Origin of the sequence: Acinetobacter pittii, from assembly GCF_034064985.1 — a bacterium.
Classification (GTDB): Bacteria; Pseudomonadota; Gammaproteobacteria; order Pseudomonadales; family Moraxellaceae; genus Acinetobacter; species Acinetobacter pittii_H.
Map to the genome: position 1 here is coordinate 2,846,308 of NZ_CP139249.1, position 16,477 is coordinate 2,862,784.

A 16,477-nucleotide genomic window follows, 5' to 3' on the forward strand; every position below is an offset into this window, starting at 1 on the left:
CTTTGACTCTCTCATTAAACTGGCTATGACAAGTTTTATTGTGTCGCTGAACAAGCCAAAAGAAAAGTCATTCCTACATCTGTTTTTGTTTTATCTAAAGCGTTTTTTGTTTGAAAGCTTTTTGATCTGAGTAAGTCCAATCGGCGTTGCCCTATAGAACAAATTTCCTCCATTTACTTTTACTTCACTTTTCCATTAATATCCAAACTTCAATTACAAAAATTAAGTAAAAAATGGATCAGGAATTAACTTTGCAGGATGCGAACTATCTTAATAAAGAAGATAAACGAACCCTCGCCCTTTCTTCATTGGGTGGAGCTTTAGAGTTTTATGATTTTGTGATTTATGTGTTTTACGCCAAAATCATTTCCGACCTCTTTTTCCCCAGCACACTTAGTCCGTTTTGGGCCATGCTTAATACTTACGGTATTTTTGCGGCAGGTTATTTTTTTAGGCCCTTAGGCGGGGTCGTCATGGCCCATTTTGGTGACTTGGTCGGGCGCAAAAAGTTATTTTCACTTTCTATTTTACTGATGGCACTGCCTACCCTGTTTATCGGGATTTTGCCTACCTTTGAAAATATCGGATATTTGGCACCACTACTTTTATTGCTTATGCGTGTGGTGCAAGGGATTGCAATCGGGGGGGAAATTCCAGCCGCGTGGACATTTGTGTCTGAACATGTACCTGAAAGAAAAATTGGACTGGCAAATGGTTTACTCACCGCTGGTCTGTCTTTAGGAATTTTACTAGGCGCGCTCATGTCTTTATGGATTTCGCTGAATTTTAGTGAAGGGCAAATCCATGACTGGGCATGGCGTATTCCTTTCATTGCAGGTGGTATTTTTGGTCTGGTTGCACTTTATTTACGGACTTATTTAAAGGAAACCCCTGTCTTTAAAGCCATGCAGGCCCGTAAAGAAATTTCAAAAGAAATGCCTGTAAAGCAAGTGTTAAAAACGCATAAAACAGCCGTTGCGATTGGCATGTTATTTACATGGTTTTTAACAGGCTGTGTGGTGGTGGTGATTTTAGCCATGCCAAATTTATTAACTGGTACGTTTGGCTTTGAGCGCGCACAGACTTTTGAAATGCAAAGTGCAGCTATTATCATGCAAATGGTCGGCTGTATTTTGGCAGGCTATTTTGCTGACCGTTTTGGCTGTGGCAAAGTCATGATGGTCGGTGCGCTTGCTGTGGCACTTACAGCAGCAGTTTTTTACAACAGTTTGGGTCATGCCGCACATTCAACTATTTTTGGTTTATATATGTTGTTGGGTCTATGCTCTGGTACTGTCGGCATGGTGTCGAGCAGTATGGTCAAAATGTTCCCCGCGCCTGTGCGTTTCTCGGGTATTTCATTTTCTTATAATTTGTCTTATGCGATTGTTGGCGGTATGACTCTGCCTTTAGTGCATTGGCTCAGTCAATATAGTGATATTGGTGCGATGTATTATATTTTCGCGCTAACCATTTTAGCCTTTGTGACTGCCTTTGTATTTTGGAATAAGTTTGAAAAAAACAGGTATTAAAAATTTTCACTTATTAAATAAAAAACCACGCCGATCGCGTGGTTTTTTATTGCTGCTTACTTTAGAAAGTAAAGCCAATATTAAAGTTAATACGGTATAGCCATTTATCACTGTTTGGCGAGGTTGCAGAGGTATAACCCGTTGAGTTAGTCGAGCCACCAATAATGTTGGAGTTTTTACCCCACGTATAATCCGCCCAAACCATAAATGGTGAAGCAATAAACATCATCCCTGTGGTGTTCATTTGCGAATCTGACCAATCATCACGTTTTTTATCGAGATAACTATAGTCATTATAAAACTTAATGGCTTTTAGCTTGCCCATATTGGTCACAGGCAACGTATAGGCAAGGTTTAAACTGGCAATCGTCCCTTCTGAAGCAATGAAATAAGCTGGCGTAAGACCATTCGCCCCCATTAAAGTCATATCACTATTTACGCCATCCGGATTTTTAGCATCGTACTGATAATGAATGACCGAACTTTGTAAGTTAAAGCGCTTATAGTTGTTTTCGGTATGCAAACCAACTGCATAATATTTGCCGTCTTTATCGGTAATATCATTATGTAGCTGGGCAATTGCACCCGATACACCAAACTCTTGTTTACCGAAATCAGTTTCTAACTTACGAACAATGCGGGTATTCACCTGATTGCGCTTTTCATTTTGATAGGCTTTTTGAGATGGAAATGCATTTCCTGCTAAGTCATCATAAGTTGCACTCTCAGGGGAATAACGCAAGTTAGTCTCTAACATTTGCGGGTAATAACCGAGTTTTACATCCCAATCTTTGTTGTGATAATTCCAGTTAATCCCCGGCGCAATATTGTTGCCATAACCTAAAAAGAATGGGATGTGATAGGTCCAGCCATTTTGCGGATAAGGATAAATCGTAAAAGGCTTATAAACTAAACCTGCTTCAATGCTGTTATTGGCATCTAAGTTATAGCCGACATATGCTTTTTCAATGGACGTTTTCTGTTGGTCTTGAACCATATAACTGGCATTGATATAGGCATCATCAAATTTACCTTTGAGATCTACCCTGAAAATATCAAAATGTAGCTTACCAAAACCACGGTTTGGCCCTTCCCAATCTTCATAACGTTGATTTAACCGAACCACCCCACCTAACTTTAATGAATCCGTGCCATCATCACTTTTCCATTCAAGCAATGAGTCTTTTGCAAATGCATTGACGCTTACCCCCAGCGTAAGCGGTGCAATGAATGCCATGATCAATGAAGTCTTTTTCATCTCTACATCCTTGATTGAGTTCCAGCGTCCTGCTGGAACTTTATTTGTTTTACCTGTAAAACTTAGTTTTTATTGTTTTTTAGACAAAAAAATTTATCTAAAAAAGGATGGCTTAGCAGCTCCCATCGCATATGTACTAAACCATCCAAACTGGTTAATACAGTTTCTTTTGCGGTGGACCCGCGAAGTTTAATGGTCCAATCGAGTTCATATCGAGCTCGATTACAGTTGGTCCTTCAAAAGCGACAGCCTCTTGAATAACCGTTTTAAACTCATCTGCACTACCGACTTTCCAGCTTTTCACACCCATTGATTCGCCAAGGAGTTTGTAGTCTGGTGTATGCAATTCATTGAAATACTGACGACCACCGAAGTAGTTATTTTGAATGCCACGCATTACACCATAACCACCATCATTCATAATCATTAAGACCATATTAGTGTTTTCTTGCACCATAGTTGCAATCTCACCAATACCAAGCATTAAGCCGCCATCGCCGACTAGACCAATCACTTTTTTGTCAGGGTTAGCAACCGAAGCACCAATTGCTGTTGCAAGGCCTAAACCAATTGCACCCGCAAGTGAGTGGATGTTTTGGTTTGGCGCTTGTACCGGGAATAAACGACTACCCCATGTACTACCCGACATAGTGATGTCACGTACAAAAATGCCGTCTTGAGGTAAAGCTGCACGTAAGTGATCACAAATTAAAGCGTACTGATCGATTTGTTTACGAAGTGCATCAATTGCAGCCTGTTTAGCAGCCACTACAGCAGCATCGTAATCGGCATCGATTTTTGAAGTCCCTTGAAGTTGCTCTAACACACGTGTTAAGACATCTTTGGCATCGCCACAAATGAAGTTGCGAATTTTGTAATTACGTTGCTGAGCCACTGGGTTTGCATCTACCTGAATAATGTTTTCAGGAAATTCAACCGAATAAGTTTTGGTTTCATTACTACGTAAACGAGAACCCACTACCACCATCAGGTCGGCATCTTTTAATAACTGCTCAACACCTGCCGAGTTATGGAAAGCACCTAAGCTACGTGGATGGTCATCTGCCAACACCCCACGAGCATGAGTCGATGAAACAACCGGAATACCTAAATCTGCAATTGCTTTCACTTCAGCAACGCTATTTAAAGTTCCACCACCAATCCAGAAAATCGGGCGTTTTGCTTTTTTGATTTCGCTTACAAGAAGATCAATTTCAGCTTGCTCTGCCTGTGGCAACTCAAGTGCTTTCACTGGCCCTAAGTTAAGTGGCAAATCAATTTCTGCTGCTTGTACATCAATTGGTAACTCAACACTAACTGGTCCCATTGGAACTGTGGTTGCTACACGGATGGCTTCACGTATTACACCAACAGCATTGTCTGGACTGGTAATACGGAACGCCGCTTTGCTTGATGCACGCAAGAATGTAAGTTGGTCTTTGGTTTCATGAATGAAACTCGCATCACGGTCGAGATACTCACGCTCAACTTGACCCGTTAAATGCAATACAGGGCTACCCGCATTCATTGCTTCAATGAGTGAACCTACTGCATTACCTGCCCCAGCACCTGTACTGGTCAACGCTACACCTAGACCTTTAAAGCGTGAGTGTGCATCTGCCATGGTGACTGCGCCAGCTTCACCACGTGCTGCAACAAAGCGCATTTTTTCACGGCGCCCTACCGCATCGGCAATAGGTAAATTGTGGATGGAAATAACACCATAAATACTATCAACTTGGTGCGCTTCTAAAACTCTTGCGATTGCTTCGCCTACATTTACACGTTCAGTCATGTCTGTTCCTCAAAATTTGTTTTCAGTCCTTGAATTTATTAATCGCACCAAGGGTTAGGCTGTTCATTCAGCCCCATATAAATACTCTTTTGTTGCATGTACGATAAAATGCCCAAACGGCCTTTTTCGCGTCCAATCCCACTGTCTTTAAAGCCACCAAACGGCGCACTAATCGAGAATTTTTTGTAGGTATTAATCCATACCGTTCCCACTTCTAATGCACGTGCAATACGCCAAGCTTTGCGATAGCTTTCAGTCCAGATGCCTGCGGCAAGGCCAAAACAACTATCATTGGCTTGGGCAATTAAATCTTGCTCGTTGTCATATTTCATAACGACTAAAACAGGGCCAAAAATTTCTTCCTGACAAGTTTTAGCACTGTTATTTAAGCCCGTGATAATGGTCGGTAAGTAATAGCTTCCTTTGGCATAGTCACCAGTCGTAAGTGCCTCACCACCAATCAGAACCTGACCACCTTCACTTTTGGCAAGCTGTACATAGCGGTCAACGGACTGCAAATGTTTGTCATTGACCAGTGGTCCTAAATGCACACCAGCCTGTTCTGGATGGCCCACACGTAAGCCTTTGGTAATTTCAACCAAACGCGTTAAAAACTGATCGTAAAGACTGCTATGAATAAACAAGCGAGAACCTGCGATACACGCTTGGCCTGCCGAGCTAAAAATACCGTACGCGACACCTTTGGCAGCCAGTTCGACATCTGCATCTGGCAAAACGATGGTTGGTGATTTACCACCTAACTCAAGTGAAGTGGTAATCAGTTTGTCAGCGGCAATATGTGCTAAATGACGACCCGTGGTTGTTCCACCTGTAAAAGAAATTTTACGAACCAATGGGTGCTGAGCAATTGCGTCACCAATGATAGAACCACGCCCCACTAACACACTAAGTAAGCCTTTTGGTAAACCAGCCTCTTCAAAAATTTTGGCAAGCTCTAAAGCAATGAGTGAAGTTGCTTCTGCTGGTTTTAACACTACGGCATTTCCTGCTGCCAAAGCTGGAGCAAGCTTTTGAACCTCACTCGCAATTGGAGAGTTCCAAGGGGTAATGGCTGCCACAATGCCTACAGGTTCATGCACACTCATGGTCATAAAGTCTGGAGCACGTTGAGTGGTGAGCTCATCATTTAGCGTTTCACATGCTGCTGCAACATAACGTGCAGTCGCGGCAGCGCTCATCACTAAACCACGAGTTTCGGTTAAAGGCTTCCCATTATCGCGGGTTTGTAGTTTCGCTAATTCGTCTACACGCGCTTCAATAATGTCTGCAACTTTATAGAGAATACGTGCGCGCTCATGCGGCAAGCTGTTTCTCCAGCTCGGTTCACGCCAAGCCTGATCTGCTTTTTCAATTGCCTCATTTACATCTTCAAGTGTTGCCGTTGAAAGCTCAGCGTTTACCGACTGATCTGCCGGAAACAGGCTTTGAATGACTGCACCACGGCCTAATCGCCATTCACCTGCAATATAAATTTCCTTTGCCATGATCAAATCCTTCTTAAATCTGTATTGCTTCTACACTGTTGCGACAAGCACGAATCACGCTAAGCGCAGCCAAAGTTGATGTTTTCGGGTTACTTGGTAACGGCACACCCACCAGTTCAATGGTCATTTGTCCAAAACCACCTTCTGCCACAATCGTGTGTTTGTTTTTGTTGATGGTTGGATCAACAGTTAACTCAACCATGGTTTCATCCATTCCAAGCCCTGCAAGCGCAATGGTTGCTGCAACGTTGGCATTGGCTGGAAATTTGGTCGCAGCTTCACGCGCAGTTCCTGTGAAAAAGACCGTAGGTTCTGAAACATGGTCTAAATCGACTAATTGCTCTGCATAACTGCCCTTCCAACTTTTTGGACTTTTACAGCCTTTATAAGTGACCTTTTGCAAACCACCTTCTTTAGCAGCAGAAATACCGTCAATGCCTGCGATAGCCCCTGCAAGTAAATGCAGATGTGCATCATTTTTTTCAGCAGTTTGCTTAAGCTGAATCAGAAACTCGTTATCAGCCAAAGTACCCACCGAAATCAGACCAATGGTCCAGCCTTTCGCTAAAACTTTTTGAGCATGCTCTTTCACTGCTGCTTGACCTGCTACCTCAATGACATAGTCTGGCGTACCATCACATTGCTCAATATCGGAAATCACCTGAATCTCGGAAGAGACTTGTGACTGCACTTTTTCAATGCTGCGAGATGGCACGACAATCCATTTCAGTTGCAGATCTTGAGGCAAGTGGGCATACACTTCTGCTGCCATTGCGCCAAAACCAATCATCATCAACTTTTTCATGACAGCACCTGATATTTATAAATGTTTATTAAAACCACCTGAGACATCTATTGCCGAACCTGTGGTGTAAGATGCCAATGGTGATGCCAAGAAAACTAAAGCACGTGCAGGCTCTTCTGGACGGCCTAAACGCTGCATTGGAATACCGCGGTTTTTTGCGATATTGCCTGTCCACTCCTCCCATGACAGATTTAAATCTGAACGGGTTTCATAACGGCGTTTCCACTGTGCAGATTCCACCATTCCGAGTAAAATCGAGTTCACACGAACGCCATATTGAGTAAACTCATGCGCCAACGAATGGGTTAAATTCAACAGTGCAGCGCGTGCAGATGAAGTCGCAATCATGTGCGGTTCCGGTTGCAATGCCAGTAACGAGTTCACATTGGTAATTGAGGCATTTGCCGACTGTTTTAAGTCGTCAAGAAAAGCTCTTACCGGATGTAAAACACTGAAATATTTCAGCTCGATTTCTTTCATCCAGTCTTCATCTTGTGTGTTTTCAAAATTTGAAACACGGCCTTGCCCAGCATTGTTAATGAGCATGTCCACATTGCCCAAATTGAGTTTGACCTCTTTGGCAAATTGCTGAACTTCTTCTTTTTTCAACACATTACATGCTTTGGTAAAAATATTGGCATGTGGAAATTTTTCTAAAATATAGCGCTTAGAAGCATTTAAACGTTCTTCATCGCGACCACACCACGCAACTTTTGCACCCTCTGCAACCAGTATTTCAACAGCAGCCAGCCCAATCCCAGATGAGCCACCGGTAACAACTGCAACTTTTCCTTCAACTTGGAAGCTCATAATCCTTAATCTCTCTTACGATTGTTCCTGAATCGTCAACATAATTTGGTTAAATGCTTGCGGTTGGTCGACATAACTTAAATGTCCTGCATCTTCTATGACGAAGCGCTTTTCCAACTGCAATTCCTGAGCAAGCTCTTGTATACCTAACGCAGGAGTGATTTGATCTTGCTGCCCTGCAATGACTGTGCATGGGACTTTTAAATCGGTTAAGTAATTACGTATTTCGTCATATGCAAGTAAGTACGATGCATGTGTGAAACCTTGTAAGGTCAACTGCTGCATTACCTCTGAAACTAAGGCTAAGGCTTGTGGCTCTTGTTTATAAATCAAATGAGGTCCACGGCTTTGGGCCATTCCTTTAGCACCGAGTTCTTTCAACATTTTTGGTCTTTTTTCAAAAACCTGAATTTGTGTTTGTTCATCGTGGCGTTGGTAGCCTTGCGCCAAGTTAGCGACAACCAAGTGTTTCACTCGCTCTGGATAAAGTGCAGCAAATGCACTCGCCTGTAAGGCGCCTAATGAGTGTCCGACCACAATCGCTTTTTCAATTTTTAAAACATCGAATAACGCTGCCAAACGCTTTGCGTAGTCGGTAGCATTGGGCTGATCCGTTAAAAGTTCAGCTGATTTGCCATAGCCCGGTGCGTCCCAGGCAATGACATGAAAATGATGAGACAACACTTCAAGTTGGTTCACCCATGAAGCAGAACCTGAACTAATGCCATGCAACAGCACAAGGTACTCGCCCTGACCGGCTTCCCGATAGGCTTGTTGCTGGCCTTGAACAGTGACGGTTTTCACCGGAAATTCTGCTAACTTTTCAATGAGTGTCATCATTTTTAATTCTTTCCTTTCATTCACTTCATCAAACAATTAACGTTTGATTTGAGCCAATGGATGCTCTGGTGGATAGTTCGGAATGGTTGGTTTACCTGTTCCCAACATCACACACATCAAGGCATCTTCTTGACCTGGGTTAAATAGACCTCGGTAGATTCCCGGTGGAATTGAAATCAGGTCACGCTCTTTTAAACGGGTTTCAAATTTTTCGCCGTTGTGCTCAATGAACAAATCAATTTCGCCGCGAAGCATAAAGAATACTTCTTCAACATCGTGGTGAATGTGCAAAGGACCTTCACACTGTGGTGGCAGAACCATGGTTGAAAATGTGAAGTTTTCTGCTGGCACGGTGTTACCGTCATTTGCAACGCCTGTTGCACCCGTACCCATGTAACGCATTTGTGCACGGCGATATTTCGGGTCGTAATCTGCTTGGAACTTCAAAGCATCGAAGTCATATTTACGTGTCTCAAAGCGAGCAATACGCGTGTTTAACCAATCTTCTAAAGAAGTACCTTCTGGTTGTGCCCATGATTCGAATTGTTGTGTAGTCATTTTTAAACTCCTATACAGTGAATTAATAACGTTTTAAAAGAGGAACCAAGAACAACGACCCAATGACAGCGACGGCAGCCAAGAAGGTAATTCCTAAATTAAAACTATGTGTTTGCATCACGATGTAACCGATAAGAACAGGTGCAATTGCACTTGCAAAATTACCTAAACCGTTAAATATTCCACCCGCAGTCGCCCCTACATTTGAGGTCGTTACTCTTGCAAGCAGAGCAAATACAGCTGCTACTCCAAAACCCCACGCCATCGCGCTTAAAGACATGGCAGCAATAATCAATAGAGGCTCAGTCATAATGACCATTACGTACATGAAGATGCCCGCGAGTAATAAACCGCTAAATACTTGAATCGCGCGGCGGCCTAACTTGTCAGATAAAAATGCACCGATAATTTCGCCAATTAACATGGCAATGAATGGAAAGCTTGAATACATCCCAAACTCTTTGAGATTGAATCCTTTGTCTTGCATAAGGTAAGAAGGAACCCAGCTATTTAAGCCCCATAAATAAGTCATCAACGCAATGTTAAAGAGACAAACCAACCAGAACGCGCTGTTGCTGAGCAGCAATTTAGTATTGGCAATGTGACCTTTGAAATTAGTACGTTTACTTTCACCCTCAATTTCAACAGTTTTCTTGAGTTGTAAGTTACGCAGACCAAAAACAATGCTGAAAATTGCGATTAGTGTTAACCCAGCCATCACAAAAAAAGTGGTATGCCAGTCATGGTGTGCTAAAACATTTGCAGTGATCGGGAACCCAAGGAATGCACCTATTGGCGTTCCAAGTAAGAACATGGTAGAAGCACGTGCCTGCTGACGGTCCGTATAAGTCTGCTTAACAATGGTATAAGCCAAGGCAAATAACGGGCCTTCTGCTAAACCAAGCAGTACACGTAAAATCAACATGCCTGAATAACTGGTGGTGAACCCCATACAGAACATGAGTACGCCCCACGACGTTACGCTCCAGAACAGCATTTTCTTTGGGTTAAAAATGTCACCCAAAAAGCTTAGAAAGACTGATGAAAAACCATAAGCAAGTAAGAAACTTGTCATGAGCCATCCGAGCTTGGCCTTATCTTCAGCAATTCCCATTGCACTTTGAAAATGAGGATCTGAAAATAAAACCGCAATACTAATCTTGTCGAAAAACGCCAGTACCACACACACCATAAGGACAAAAGCAGGTACCCAATGCTTCAATCCACTTTTCTCTTCATTACTCATGTGTCATTCCTTCGATTTGGTAATGAGAACCAGATTTAATGTTTACGGTTTTAACTTCATGACATTAAATTCAGAATCTGCTAACAGTTTTGGATCTAAAACGGTGTTGGCTTGCATCCAACGTTTTGCCAGTTTGACCAGTTTAGAATCATTAATAGCAATCATGTTGAGCAAACGATTTTCATGGTCCAGATATAAATAGCTCACCTGATCTTCACCGCCTTGGCGAATCACCAATTCTTTGGTTTTTTCAGGCTGATACGTTCCTAAAATTTGAATATTGAAGTGGTATTGATCAGACCAAAGCCATGGAATATCGCTATATTCAGTTTCAATTCCGAGCATCGACTTTGCTGCTGCAATCGCCTGATTTTGTGCATTTGCCCAAGACTGAATGCAATAACCCAAGCCCGGATGAATTGCGACATCGCCTGCGGCATAAATGTTTTGATCTGAGGTTTGTCCAAAACAATTCACCACAATGCCATCTTTCACATCGAGACCAGCGTGTACCCCTAACTCTTTCGCGATCTCAGCGCCGGCACCTACTACAACACAGTCAAACAACTGACTATTTTCAGGATGGTTCACCACTTCAACTTTTTGATTAGGTGCTTCAACCAAATGAAGGCTCTTGCTGTCTAAGTGAATTTTTGTGCCTTGGGCCTCATGCATATTTTTTAAAAATGCAGAAACTTCCGGACTCACACTTCTTGCACATAAACGGTCGCCATATTCAAAAATATGAACATCTTTACCTTGCTTACGTGCAGTTGCAGCAATTTCTAAACCAATCCAGCCACCGCCGATCACAGCAATATTTTTTGCATTCTTTAAAATTTCAGCCAAACGTTCACAGTCATGCACATTGCGTAAGGTCACAACATTTGGAATAAACTGCCATGTATTGACCGGTACACGTGCACGGCTTCCGGTTGCAATCAGCAATTTGTCATATGGCAAAATCTGGCCACTTTCTAAATGAACCTGTTTTTGTTCACGATCGACTTTTGTTGCAATTTCCGGTTTATGCCATTGAACGTTGAACTCTTGAACCTGTTCAGGAGAGAACAGATTCAAACTTTCATAAGTTGCTTCTTTTGAAAGTACTTGCTTAGATAGTGGCGGACGCTCATAAAACACTTGATCTTCATTTGAAACCACATGAATTTCACCCACATACCCATTTTGACGTAAGGTACTTACTGCCCAACCCGCTGCCTGTCCGGCACCTACAATTACGATCTTTTCCATAGCCATCTTCCTTGTAAAGCAATCCCTGTTAAACAGGCTTCACCTGACGGCGGGTTGTGTCATCAAGACCACCTTCAATCGCCCATTCGGTGAAAAGCTCTAGACGATGTTCTTCTACACGTGGCTGCCATTCTTCTGTCAAATAATCATCGTTGGTGTAATATTCAAATGCACCACCTAATGGTGAGTTGACATACCAGAAATAAGCAGAAGAAATTGGATGACGTCCCGGTCCAATGAAAGTTGACCATTCCGAACGATTCATATTTAAACCGCCCCCAATCACTTCATGGATATCACGAACGACAAACGCTACGTGATTTAAGCCAGCAGGTTTATTTGGAACACTAAGCAAGAATAAATCGTGGTGATAACCTTCACCGCGGCAACGTAAGAATGCGCCACGATTTTTATAGGCATCCGATAAATGAAAGCCTACTTTCTCGATATAGAAATTTTCAGTTGTTGCCAAATCCGGTGTGAAAAACACCACGTGTCCAATCGCAACAGGTTGACCCTTTTCATAGACAGGACTTGCGGCATTCACACGTTGAATGTTGCCGTACTGGTTAATACCTTCCGTTTTAAGTTCAGGTACTTCTTTAACAAAGCTTTGTTCAAAACGAATGGTCATCCCATTTGGGTCAAGACACTGAACTGTATTTTCAGTACGTTTAAAACCTTCTACATCGGCCAAACGAGCTGCCAAGTCATCAAGGTCTTGAGCACTATCAACGCCCCAAGTCACTTCACGTAAAGTTGAACCTTGTTCAATAGCAGTCGGTAACCGCTCATCATCACAATTAAATAAATAAATTTTGCTGCCATTTTGGGTTTGGTAAAGATCTGTGCCTTCAATATCCGAACTACTTTGGCTTAAACCAAAATCTGCCAAAAACTTGTTTGAAGCGGCTCTATCTTCAACTCCAAACTTTAAAATTTCGATCCCTGTAATCATTTGACTACTCCTTAGTTAAAGACAAAACCGCCATTGACCGGAATATTTTGACCTGTCACAAAAGAGGACAAATCCGACAGTAGATACAATGCTGTTCCATTTAAATCTTGTGGAAGTTGCTGACGTTGAATCGCTCTTCCGTTGACATATAAATCGTGACGTTCCTGTGGCACATACTCGGTTGCTTCAACCAGAGTAAGGCCCGGTGACAAGGTGTTGACACAGATATTGAACTGTCCCAACTCTCTTGCCATTGAACGTGTCATGGCAAGAATTGCACCTTTACTTGCCACATAAGCCATCAAGTTCGGTGCGCCCCAAAGTGCTGTATCGGAAGCAACATTAATAATTTTGCCAGTAGCCGATTGCTTTAGATGGGGAACGCATGCCTTACTGATGAGCCATGTGCCTTTCACATTAATATTCATGACCCGATCCCAAAGTTCAGGATCATAATCAATCATATTTTTTCCACCGACATTGGTTGCCAGTGCCGCACAGTTCACAAGTCCGTCTAGTCCTTGTAATACTTCCACGCTTTTTGCAACCGCATTTTCAATAGAGTCTGCATTGGCAAGGTCAACTGTTACTGCATGAACGTTTAGCCCTTGTTGCTGTAACGCTTGCGCTTCTTGTTGCACCAAGTCAGACAAAATATCTGCCATCACAACTTCAGCACCAGCCTCGGCAATGGCTTGAGCGAAATCTCGGCCTAAACCACGCGCAGCACCAGTCACTAAAACTTTTTTGCCTTGCAACAACGCTACATTAGCCATGAGCTTCTTCCTGCATCTCGATACGGTTTGATGCATTTAGCGCAGCAATTTTCTTTAATTGCTTTTCAGCTTCTTTCTTCATTAAACGGCGTAAACGTGCAAGCCCTACATCGTGTTGATATAAGAATTCTCGTGCACGCGCATTTGGCGCAAGGTTTTCTAAAATAATGCGGTCTTGTTCCAATACATCCCAATGCAACTGTTCTAAATGATTGCGATATAAGAAGCGCCATACATTACGTTGCCAACCACTTACCTTACGGCAGCGCCAGAAAAATACACGAGTATTATTGGCATCAATCGGCGTTGCATAACCCACAATCCAGAATTCGCCACCCGGACCAAATTGTTTACGGTAAGGAATTGAAAGACGTAACCAGCTTGCACCAGTTGAACCATATTCAACCCAGTCGAAGTTCACACCTGTTTGGCCTTCTTTTTCAAAAACAAAGCCTTTGTCGGTTGTACGATGCTTCATCTCTGCAGTACGTTCACCATCAGCCATAGAGTGTGAAGTACAGTGCAAATAGGTCCCGTGCATTGGGTCCATCACGTTATCAATTGCGTATTGATGGTTTACTTTCCAGTCCGCTTGGCAAAGGAATGAACTCCACTCTTCGCTTGCAAGTTGCTCTGGAAACTCAAGCGACGCTGGTTGTTCATTTGCATCAATACCAAACCAGATAAAGATTGCGCCATGTTGCTCAATGACAGGATAGTTCTTTAAACATTTAGTACCAGTCATTGGACATTCATGAACGGCTGGCACATCAGCAACAACACCGTCAGCACGAACTTCAACACCGTGATACCAGCAAGCAACTCGGTCACCCAAATTCCAACCCAGTGAAAGACGAGCACCGCGATGTGGACAGCGATCTTCAAGCGCGTGAACCTGACCTTCGGCATCACGCCAAACCACAATATTTTCGCCTAAACGGGTAATTCCGACTGGATTAGCAGCGACTTCCCAACTTGCTAAAACCGGGTGCCATTGGTCACGTAAACCAAGTTCTAAATATTCTTCAGCGCTTTGTGAAGTTGATACGATTGCGTTCATTTTATTCTTCCCTGAATCAATAACCTAAACGTTGCATTTCTTCTGTAAAGCTTGCAGAAGTCCATTCATCACCAGATTCACAACGGAAGCCCTGTTGATTAAGTGCAGAAACAACATCATCTAACTCAGTTGCGCCCGCAGAAAATGCCTGAATCAAGTTCTTTACAAAATCTTGTTCATAGAGAGTTGGCTCTTTATAACGTGTCTGCCAAACCAATAATTCAGATTGACCTGGAACTTGAATATTGTTGATACCTGCTTCGGTTGCCGGCGTTGCATGAATCCAGCTTGCCAACTTTTCATTAAATGTCTTCATTGTTCTGCTTCCTTGTACATGTGAGGACTAGAGTTGAATTTGAATATCCTGTCCTTCAACACGAACTGGGTACGTACATAGGTTTCTACACCCTGGTCCACTTTTTAGCTCACCTGTCTGAATGTCAAAAATTGCTTCGTGCAATGGACATTCAACAGTCTGATCTTCGATAAATCCTTCGGTTAATAAGGCATACGCATGAGGGCAAACATTTTCGATAGCAAAGTAATTTTCATCGACAAAAAATACGCCTATTTTTTTCCCTTCAATTTCGATGGCTTTCGGCTCATCTTCGCTAACGTCACCCTGCTGACAAACTGAGATCCAACTCATACCTTGCGTCCTCATTTTGTTTTATATACAAAACATAATTTGATTTTCAAAACACAAGCTAAGCATAATCCTCTTGATCATTTTTTGTCAAAGTAAAAATAAATATAAAATTCATTGATTTATTAATTTTTAAATATTTTGTTACGTTTCAAGAAGGAAACAAAGTTTTAAATATAAAAATTGTTTTATGCATTTTTAACAATTACAATAGTTATAAAATAAAGCAGCATGCCCCAAATTGAATCATGTTTTATTTATAGGAAAATGACACGAATGAGCATAGCAATTGATGAAGATTCGCAAGAATCGGAAACAACAAAAAATGATGATCGATATTTAGTACCCGGACTTGTACGGGGTTTAGCTATCTTGCAAGCATTTAATCAACAAGCGCAAGAAATGACCATTACAGAAATTGCTGAAATTTTAGAAGTGAACCGTTCTAGTGCATTTCGTCTGATCTATACACTCGAATCTTGTGGCTATTTAAGAAAAGCATCTCAAAAAACTTACGCTCTCGATTCAAAAGTTATGGAACTTGGTTTTAACAGTTTATCTAAACTTTCATTACTTGATTTATCGACACCTTTAATGAAAGAACTACGTGACCAAACTAAACTCGCTGTACATCTTTCAATTTTAGAAGGCACTCATATTGTCTTTGTGAATAATATCCAGTCGATGGGAACCTTCACGAGCAACATTAGTCTAGGAACTCGCTGGCCTGCCCATGCAACCGTCATCGGTCAAATGCTTTTATCAGATTTACCTGAAACGGAAGTACGTCAGCGTTACCGCAATTTTAGTGATTGGGACAGTTTTTCTGATCTGACTCCAACCAATTTAAAAGCTTTATTGCAAAGACTCTCTTACGTAAAAACTCAAAAAACCATGGTGAGCTGGGGTCATTACAACCATGATATGGCAGCCTGCGCGGCGCCTATTTTTAAACAGTCAAATGGTAAAATGGTTGCTGTTATCTCTGTAAGTTGTCCAATTACGACTTATGATGAAAGAACATTTAAAGAAGATATCGCAAGTTTAGTTGTTGAAACAGCGAATAAAATTTCCAAATTTATTTATTAAAAAAAGCGACGTGAAGTCGCTTTTTTTTAGATTTTATTTCATAAATTAAAAATTACTTTTTAAAACGTTCTCATTCATATCTTTAAAGATAATTGTCGAATCATTTTCTTTAATATCAAATTTTAAATACTGCTCTTTAAACTGAATAATTGCATAAAACTCTTCGGCACCATCATCTAAACCGGTAGCAGAAATCTGGCTACCATGTGGAAAACCGTTGAGCCATGCAGCGTTATAAAAATCTGATACAGAATTAAATTCACAATACTGTTTTGGCTCTGCCATTATTTTTGCAGCAATTTGATCAAACTGTTGTTGTTTATAGGCCTCTAAGCTCAACAACAT

The 16,477-nt window shown here is 41.9% G+C and carries 17 protein-coding genes; 2 read left to right on the top strand and 15 right to left on the bottom strand.

Annotation, left to right across the window (positions count from 1 at the left end; all coding sequences use genetic code 11):
* Positions 1-233 precede the first annotated feature (233 nt).
* Positions 234-1,532 carry an MFS transporter gene (gene proP / locus SOI76_RS13655; RefSeq protein WP_104079322.1) on the top strand — a complete coding sequence of 433 codons (1,299 nt, stop codon included), beginning with the start codon at positions 234-236 and terminating at the stop codon, positions 1,530-1,532.
* A 61-nt stretch (positions 1,533-1,593) separates the two neighbouring features.
* Here the strand turns inward: proP and SOI76_RS13660 are convergent, their stop codons facing one another.
* From SOI76_RS13660 to ndoA, 14 genes are all read right to left on the bottom strand, one after another.
* Positions 1,594-2,790, bottom strand: coding sequence for a hypothetical protein (locus SOI76_RS13660; protein ID WP_057074089.1), 1,197 nt, complete (start codon positions 2,788-2,790; stop codon positions 1,594-1,596).
* Between the two features lie 154 nt (positions 2,791-2,944).
* A complete protein-coding gene (locus SOI76_RS13665) occupies positions 2,945-4,585 on the bottom strand; it encodes a thiamine pyrophosphate-binding protein (protein ID WP_068551199.1) in 1,641 nt (546 codons plus the stop codon).
* 38 nt (positions 4,586-4,623) lie between these two features.
* Positions 4,624-6,090, bottom strand: coding sequence for an aldehyde dehydrogenase (locus SOI76_RS13670; RefSeq protein WP_104079321.1), 1,467 nt, complete (start codon positions 6,088-6,090; stop codon positions 4,624-4,626).
* 13 nt (positions 6,091-6,103) lie between these two features.
* Entirely contained in the window at positions 6,104-6,895 is a 792-nt protein-coding gene (gene nadX / locus SOI76_RS13675) for an aspartate dehydrogenase (protein WP_045900867.1), read from the bottom strand.
* Between the two features lie 15 nt (positions 6,896-6,910).
* Positions 6,911-7,705, bottom strand: coding sequence for an SDR family oxidoreductase (locus SOI76_RS13680; protein ID WP_002132569.1), 795 nt, complete (start codon positions 7,703-7,705; stop codon positions 6,911-6,913).
* A 15-nt stretch (positions 7,706-7,720) separates the two neighbouring features.
* Entirely contained in the window at positions 7,721-8,545 is an 825-nt protein-coding gene (locus SOI76_RS13685; RefSeq protein ID WP_104079320.1) for an alpha/beta fold hydrolase, read from the bottom strand.
* Between the two features lie 36 nt (positions 8,546-8,581).
* On the bottom strand, positions 8,582-9,103 hold the full coding sequence (locus SOI76_RS13690) for a cupin domain-containing protein (RefSeq protein WP_104079319.1): 522 nt from the start codon (positions 9,101-9,103) through the stop codon (positions 8,582-8,584).
* A 22-nt stretch (positions 9,104-9,125) separates the two neighbouring features.
* The gene (locus tag SOI76_RS13695; RefSeq protein WP_104079318.1) at positions 9,126-10,349 is read right to left on the bottom strand and encodes an MFS transporter; all 1,224 of its coding nucleotides are present in this window, start codon (positions 10,347-10,349) and stop codon (positions 9,126-9,128) included.
* 42 nt (positions 10,350-10,391) lie between these two features.
* Positions 10,392-11,603: an NAD(P)/FAD-dependent oxidoreductase gene (gene thcD / locus SOI76_RS13700; protein ID WP_104079317.1), complete on the bottom strand. Its 1,212-nt coding sequence runs from the start codon at positions 11,601-11,603 to the stop codon at positions 10,392-10,394.
* Positions 11,604-11,631: 28 nt separating this feature from the next.
* Positions 11,632-12,561 (bottom strand): VOC family protein, encoded by a 930-nt coding sequence (gene mcpII / locus SOI76_RS13705; RefSeq protein WP_104079316.1) that lies wholly within the window; start codon positions 12,559-12,561, stop codon positions 11,632-11,634.
* A gap of 11 nt (positions 12,562-12,572) precedes the next feature.
* Positions 12,573-13,337 carry an SDR family oxidoreductase gene (locus SOI76_RS13710; RefSeq protein ID WP_104079315.1) on the bottom strand — a complete coding sequence of 255 codons (765 nt, stop codon included), beginning with the start codon at positions 13,335-13,337 and terminating at the stop codon, positions 12,573-12,575.
* Positions 13,330-14,397 (bottom strand): aromatic ring-hydroxylating oxygenase subunit alpha, encoded by a 1,068-nt coding sequence (locus tag SOI76_RS13715; RefSeq protein ID WP_104079314.1) that lies wholly within the window; start codon positions 14,395-14,397, stop codon positions 13,330-13,332. Before SOI76_RS13715 ends, SOI76_RS13710 begins: the two co-directional genes overlap by 8 nt.
* A 16-nt stretch (positions 14,398-14,413) precedes the next feature.
* Complete coding sequence (locus tag SOI76_RS13720; RefSeq protein WP_016141937.1) at positions 14,414-14,713, bottom strand: recombinase-like helix-turn-helix domain-containing protein; 300 nt, start codon at positions 14,711-14,713, stop codon at positions 14,414-14,416.
* Positions 14,714-14,740: 27 nt separating this feature from the next.
* Positions 14,741-15,046 carry a non-heme iron oxygenase ferredoxin subunit gene (gene ndoA / locus SOI76_RS13725; RefSeq protein ID WP_002117586.1) on the bottom strand — a complete coding sequence of 102 codons (306 nt, stop codon included), beginning with the start codon at positions 15,044-15,046 and terminating at the stop codon, positions 14,741-14,743.
* 273 nt (positions 15,047-15,319) lie between these two features.
* Between ndoA and SOI76_RS13730 the strand changes: the two genes are divergently transcribed.
* Positions 15,320-16,132: an IclR family transcriptional regulator gene (locus tag SOI76_RS13730; RefSeq protein WP_032055101.1), complete on the top strand. Its 813-nt coding sequence runs from the start codon at positions 15,320-15,322 to the stop codon at positions 16,130-16,132.
* A gap of 45 nt (positions 16,133-16,177) precedes the next feature.
* Here SOI76_RS13730 and SOI76_RS13735 read toward each other — a convergent pair whose 3' ends face one another.
* Positions 16,178-16,477: a hypothetical protein gene (locus SOI76_RS13735; protein ID WP_104079313.1), complete on the bottom strand. Its 300-nt coding sequence runs from the start codon at positions 16,475-16,477 to the stop codon at positions 16,178-16,180.

Excerpts from the sequence above, each read along its gene's own strand:
- proP (WP_104079322.1), top strand. The coding sequence starts at position 234 with ATGGATCAGGAATTAACTTTGCAGGATGCGAACTATCTTAATAAAGAA.
- SOI76_RS13660 (WP_057074089.1), bottom strand. The coding sequence starts at position 2,790 with ATGAAAAAGACTTCATTGATCATGGCATTCATTGCACCGCTTACGCTG.
- SOI76_RS13665 (WP_068551199.1), bottom strand. The coding sequence starts at position 4,585 with ATGACTGAACGTGTAAATGTAGGCGAAGCAATCGCAAGAGTTTTAGAA.
- SOI76_RS13670 (WP_104079321.1), bottom strand. The coding sequence starts at position 6,090 with ATGGCAAAGGAAATTTATATTGCAGGTGAATGGCGATTAGGCCGTGGT.
- nadX (WP_045900867.1), bottom strand. The coding sequence starts at position 6,895 with ATGAAAAAGTTGATGATGATTGGTTTTGGCGCAATGGCAGCAGAAGTG.
- SOI76_RS13680 (WP_002132569.1), bottom strand. The coding sequence starts at position 7,705 with ATGAGCTTCCAAGTTGAAGGAAAAGTTGCAGTTGTTACCGGTGGCTCA.
- SOI76_RS13685 (WP_104079320.1), bottom strand. The coding sequence starts at position 8,545 with ATGATGACACTCATTGAAAAGTTAGCAGAATTTCCGGTGAAAACCGTC.
- SOI76_RS13690 (WP_104079319.1), bottom strand. The coding sequence starts at position 9,103 with ATGACTACACAACAATTCGAATCATGGGCACAACCAGAAGGTACTTCT.
- SOI76_RS13695 (WP_104079318.1), bottom strand. The coding sequence starts at position 10,349 with ATGAGTAATGAAGAGAAAAGTGGATTGAAGCATTGGGTACCTGCTTTT.
- thcD (WP_104079317.1), bottom strand. The coding sequence starts at position 11,603 with ATGGAAAAGATCGTAATTGTAGGTGCCGGACAGGCAGCGGGTTGGGCA.
- mcpII (WP_104079316.1), bottom strand. The coding sequence starts at position 12,561 with ATGATTACAGGGATCGAAATTTTAAAGTTTGGAGTTGAAGATAGAGCC.
- SOI76_RS13710 (WP_104079315.1), bottom strand. The coding sequence starts at position 13,337 with ATGGCTAATGTAGCGTTGTTGCAAGGCAAAAAAGTTTTAGTGACTGGT.
- SOI76_RS13715 (WP_104079314.1), bottom strand. The coding sequence starts at position 14,397 with ATGAACGCAATCGTATCAACTTCACAAAGCGCTGAAGAATATTTAGAA.
- SOI76_RS13720 (WP_016141937.1), bottom strand. The coding sequence starts at position 14,713 with ATGAAGACATTTAATGAAAAGTTGGCAAGCTGGATTCATGCAACGCCG.
- ndoA (WP_002117586.1), bottom strand. The coding sequence starts at position 15,046 with ATGAGTTGGATCTCAGTTTGTCAGCAGGGTGACGTTAGCGAAGATGAG.
- SOI76_RS13730 (WP_032055101.1), top strand. The coding sequence starts at position 15,320 with ATGAGCATAGCAATTGATGAAGATTCGCAAGAATCGGAAACAACAAAA.
- SOI76_RS13735 (WP_104079313.1), bottom strand. The coding sequence starts at position 16,477 with ATGTTGTTGAGCTTAGAGGCCTATAAACAACAACAGTTTGATCAAATT.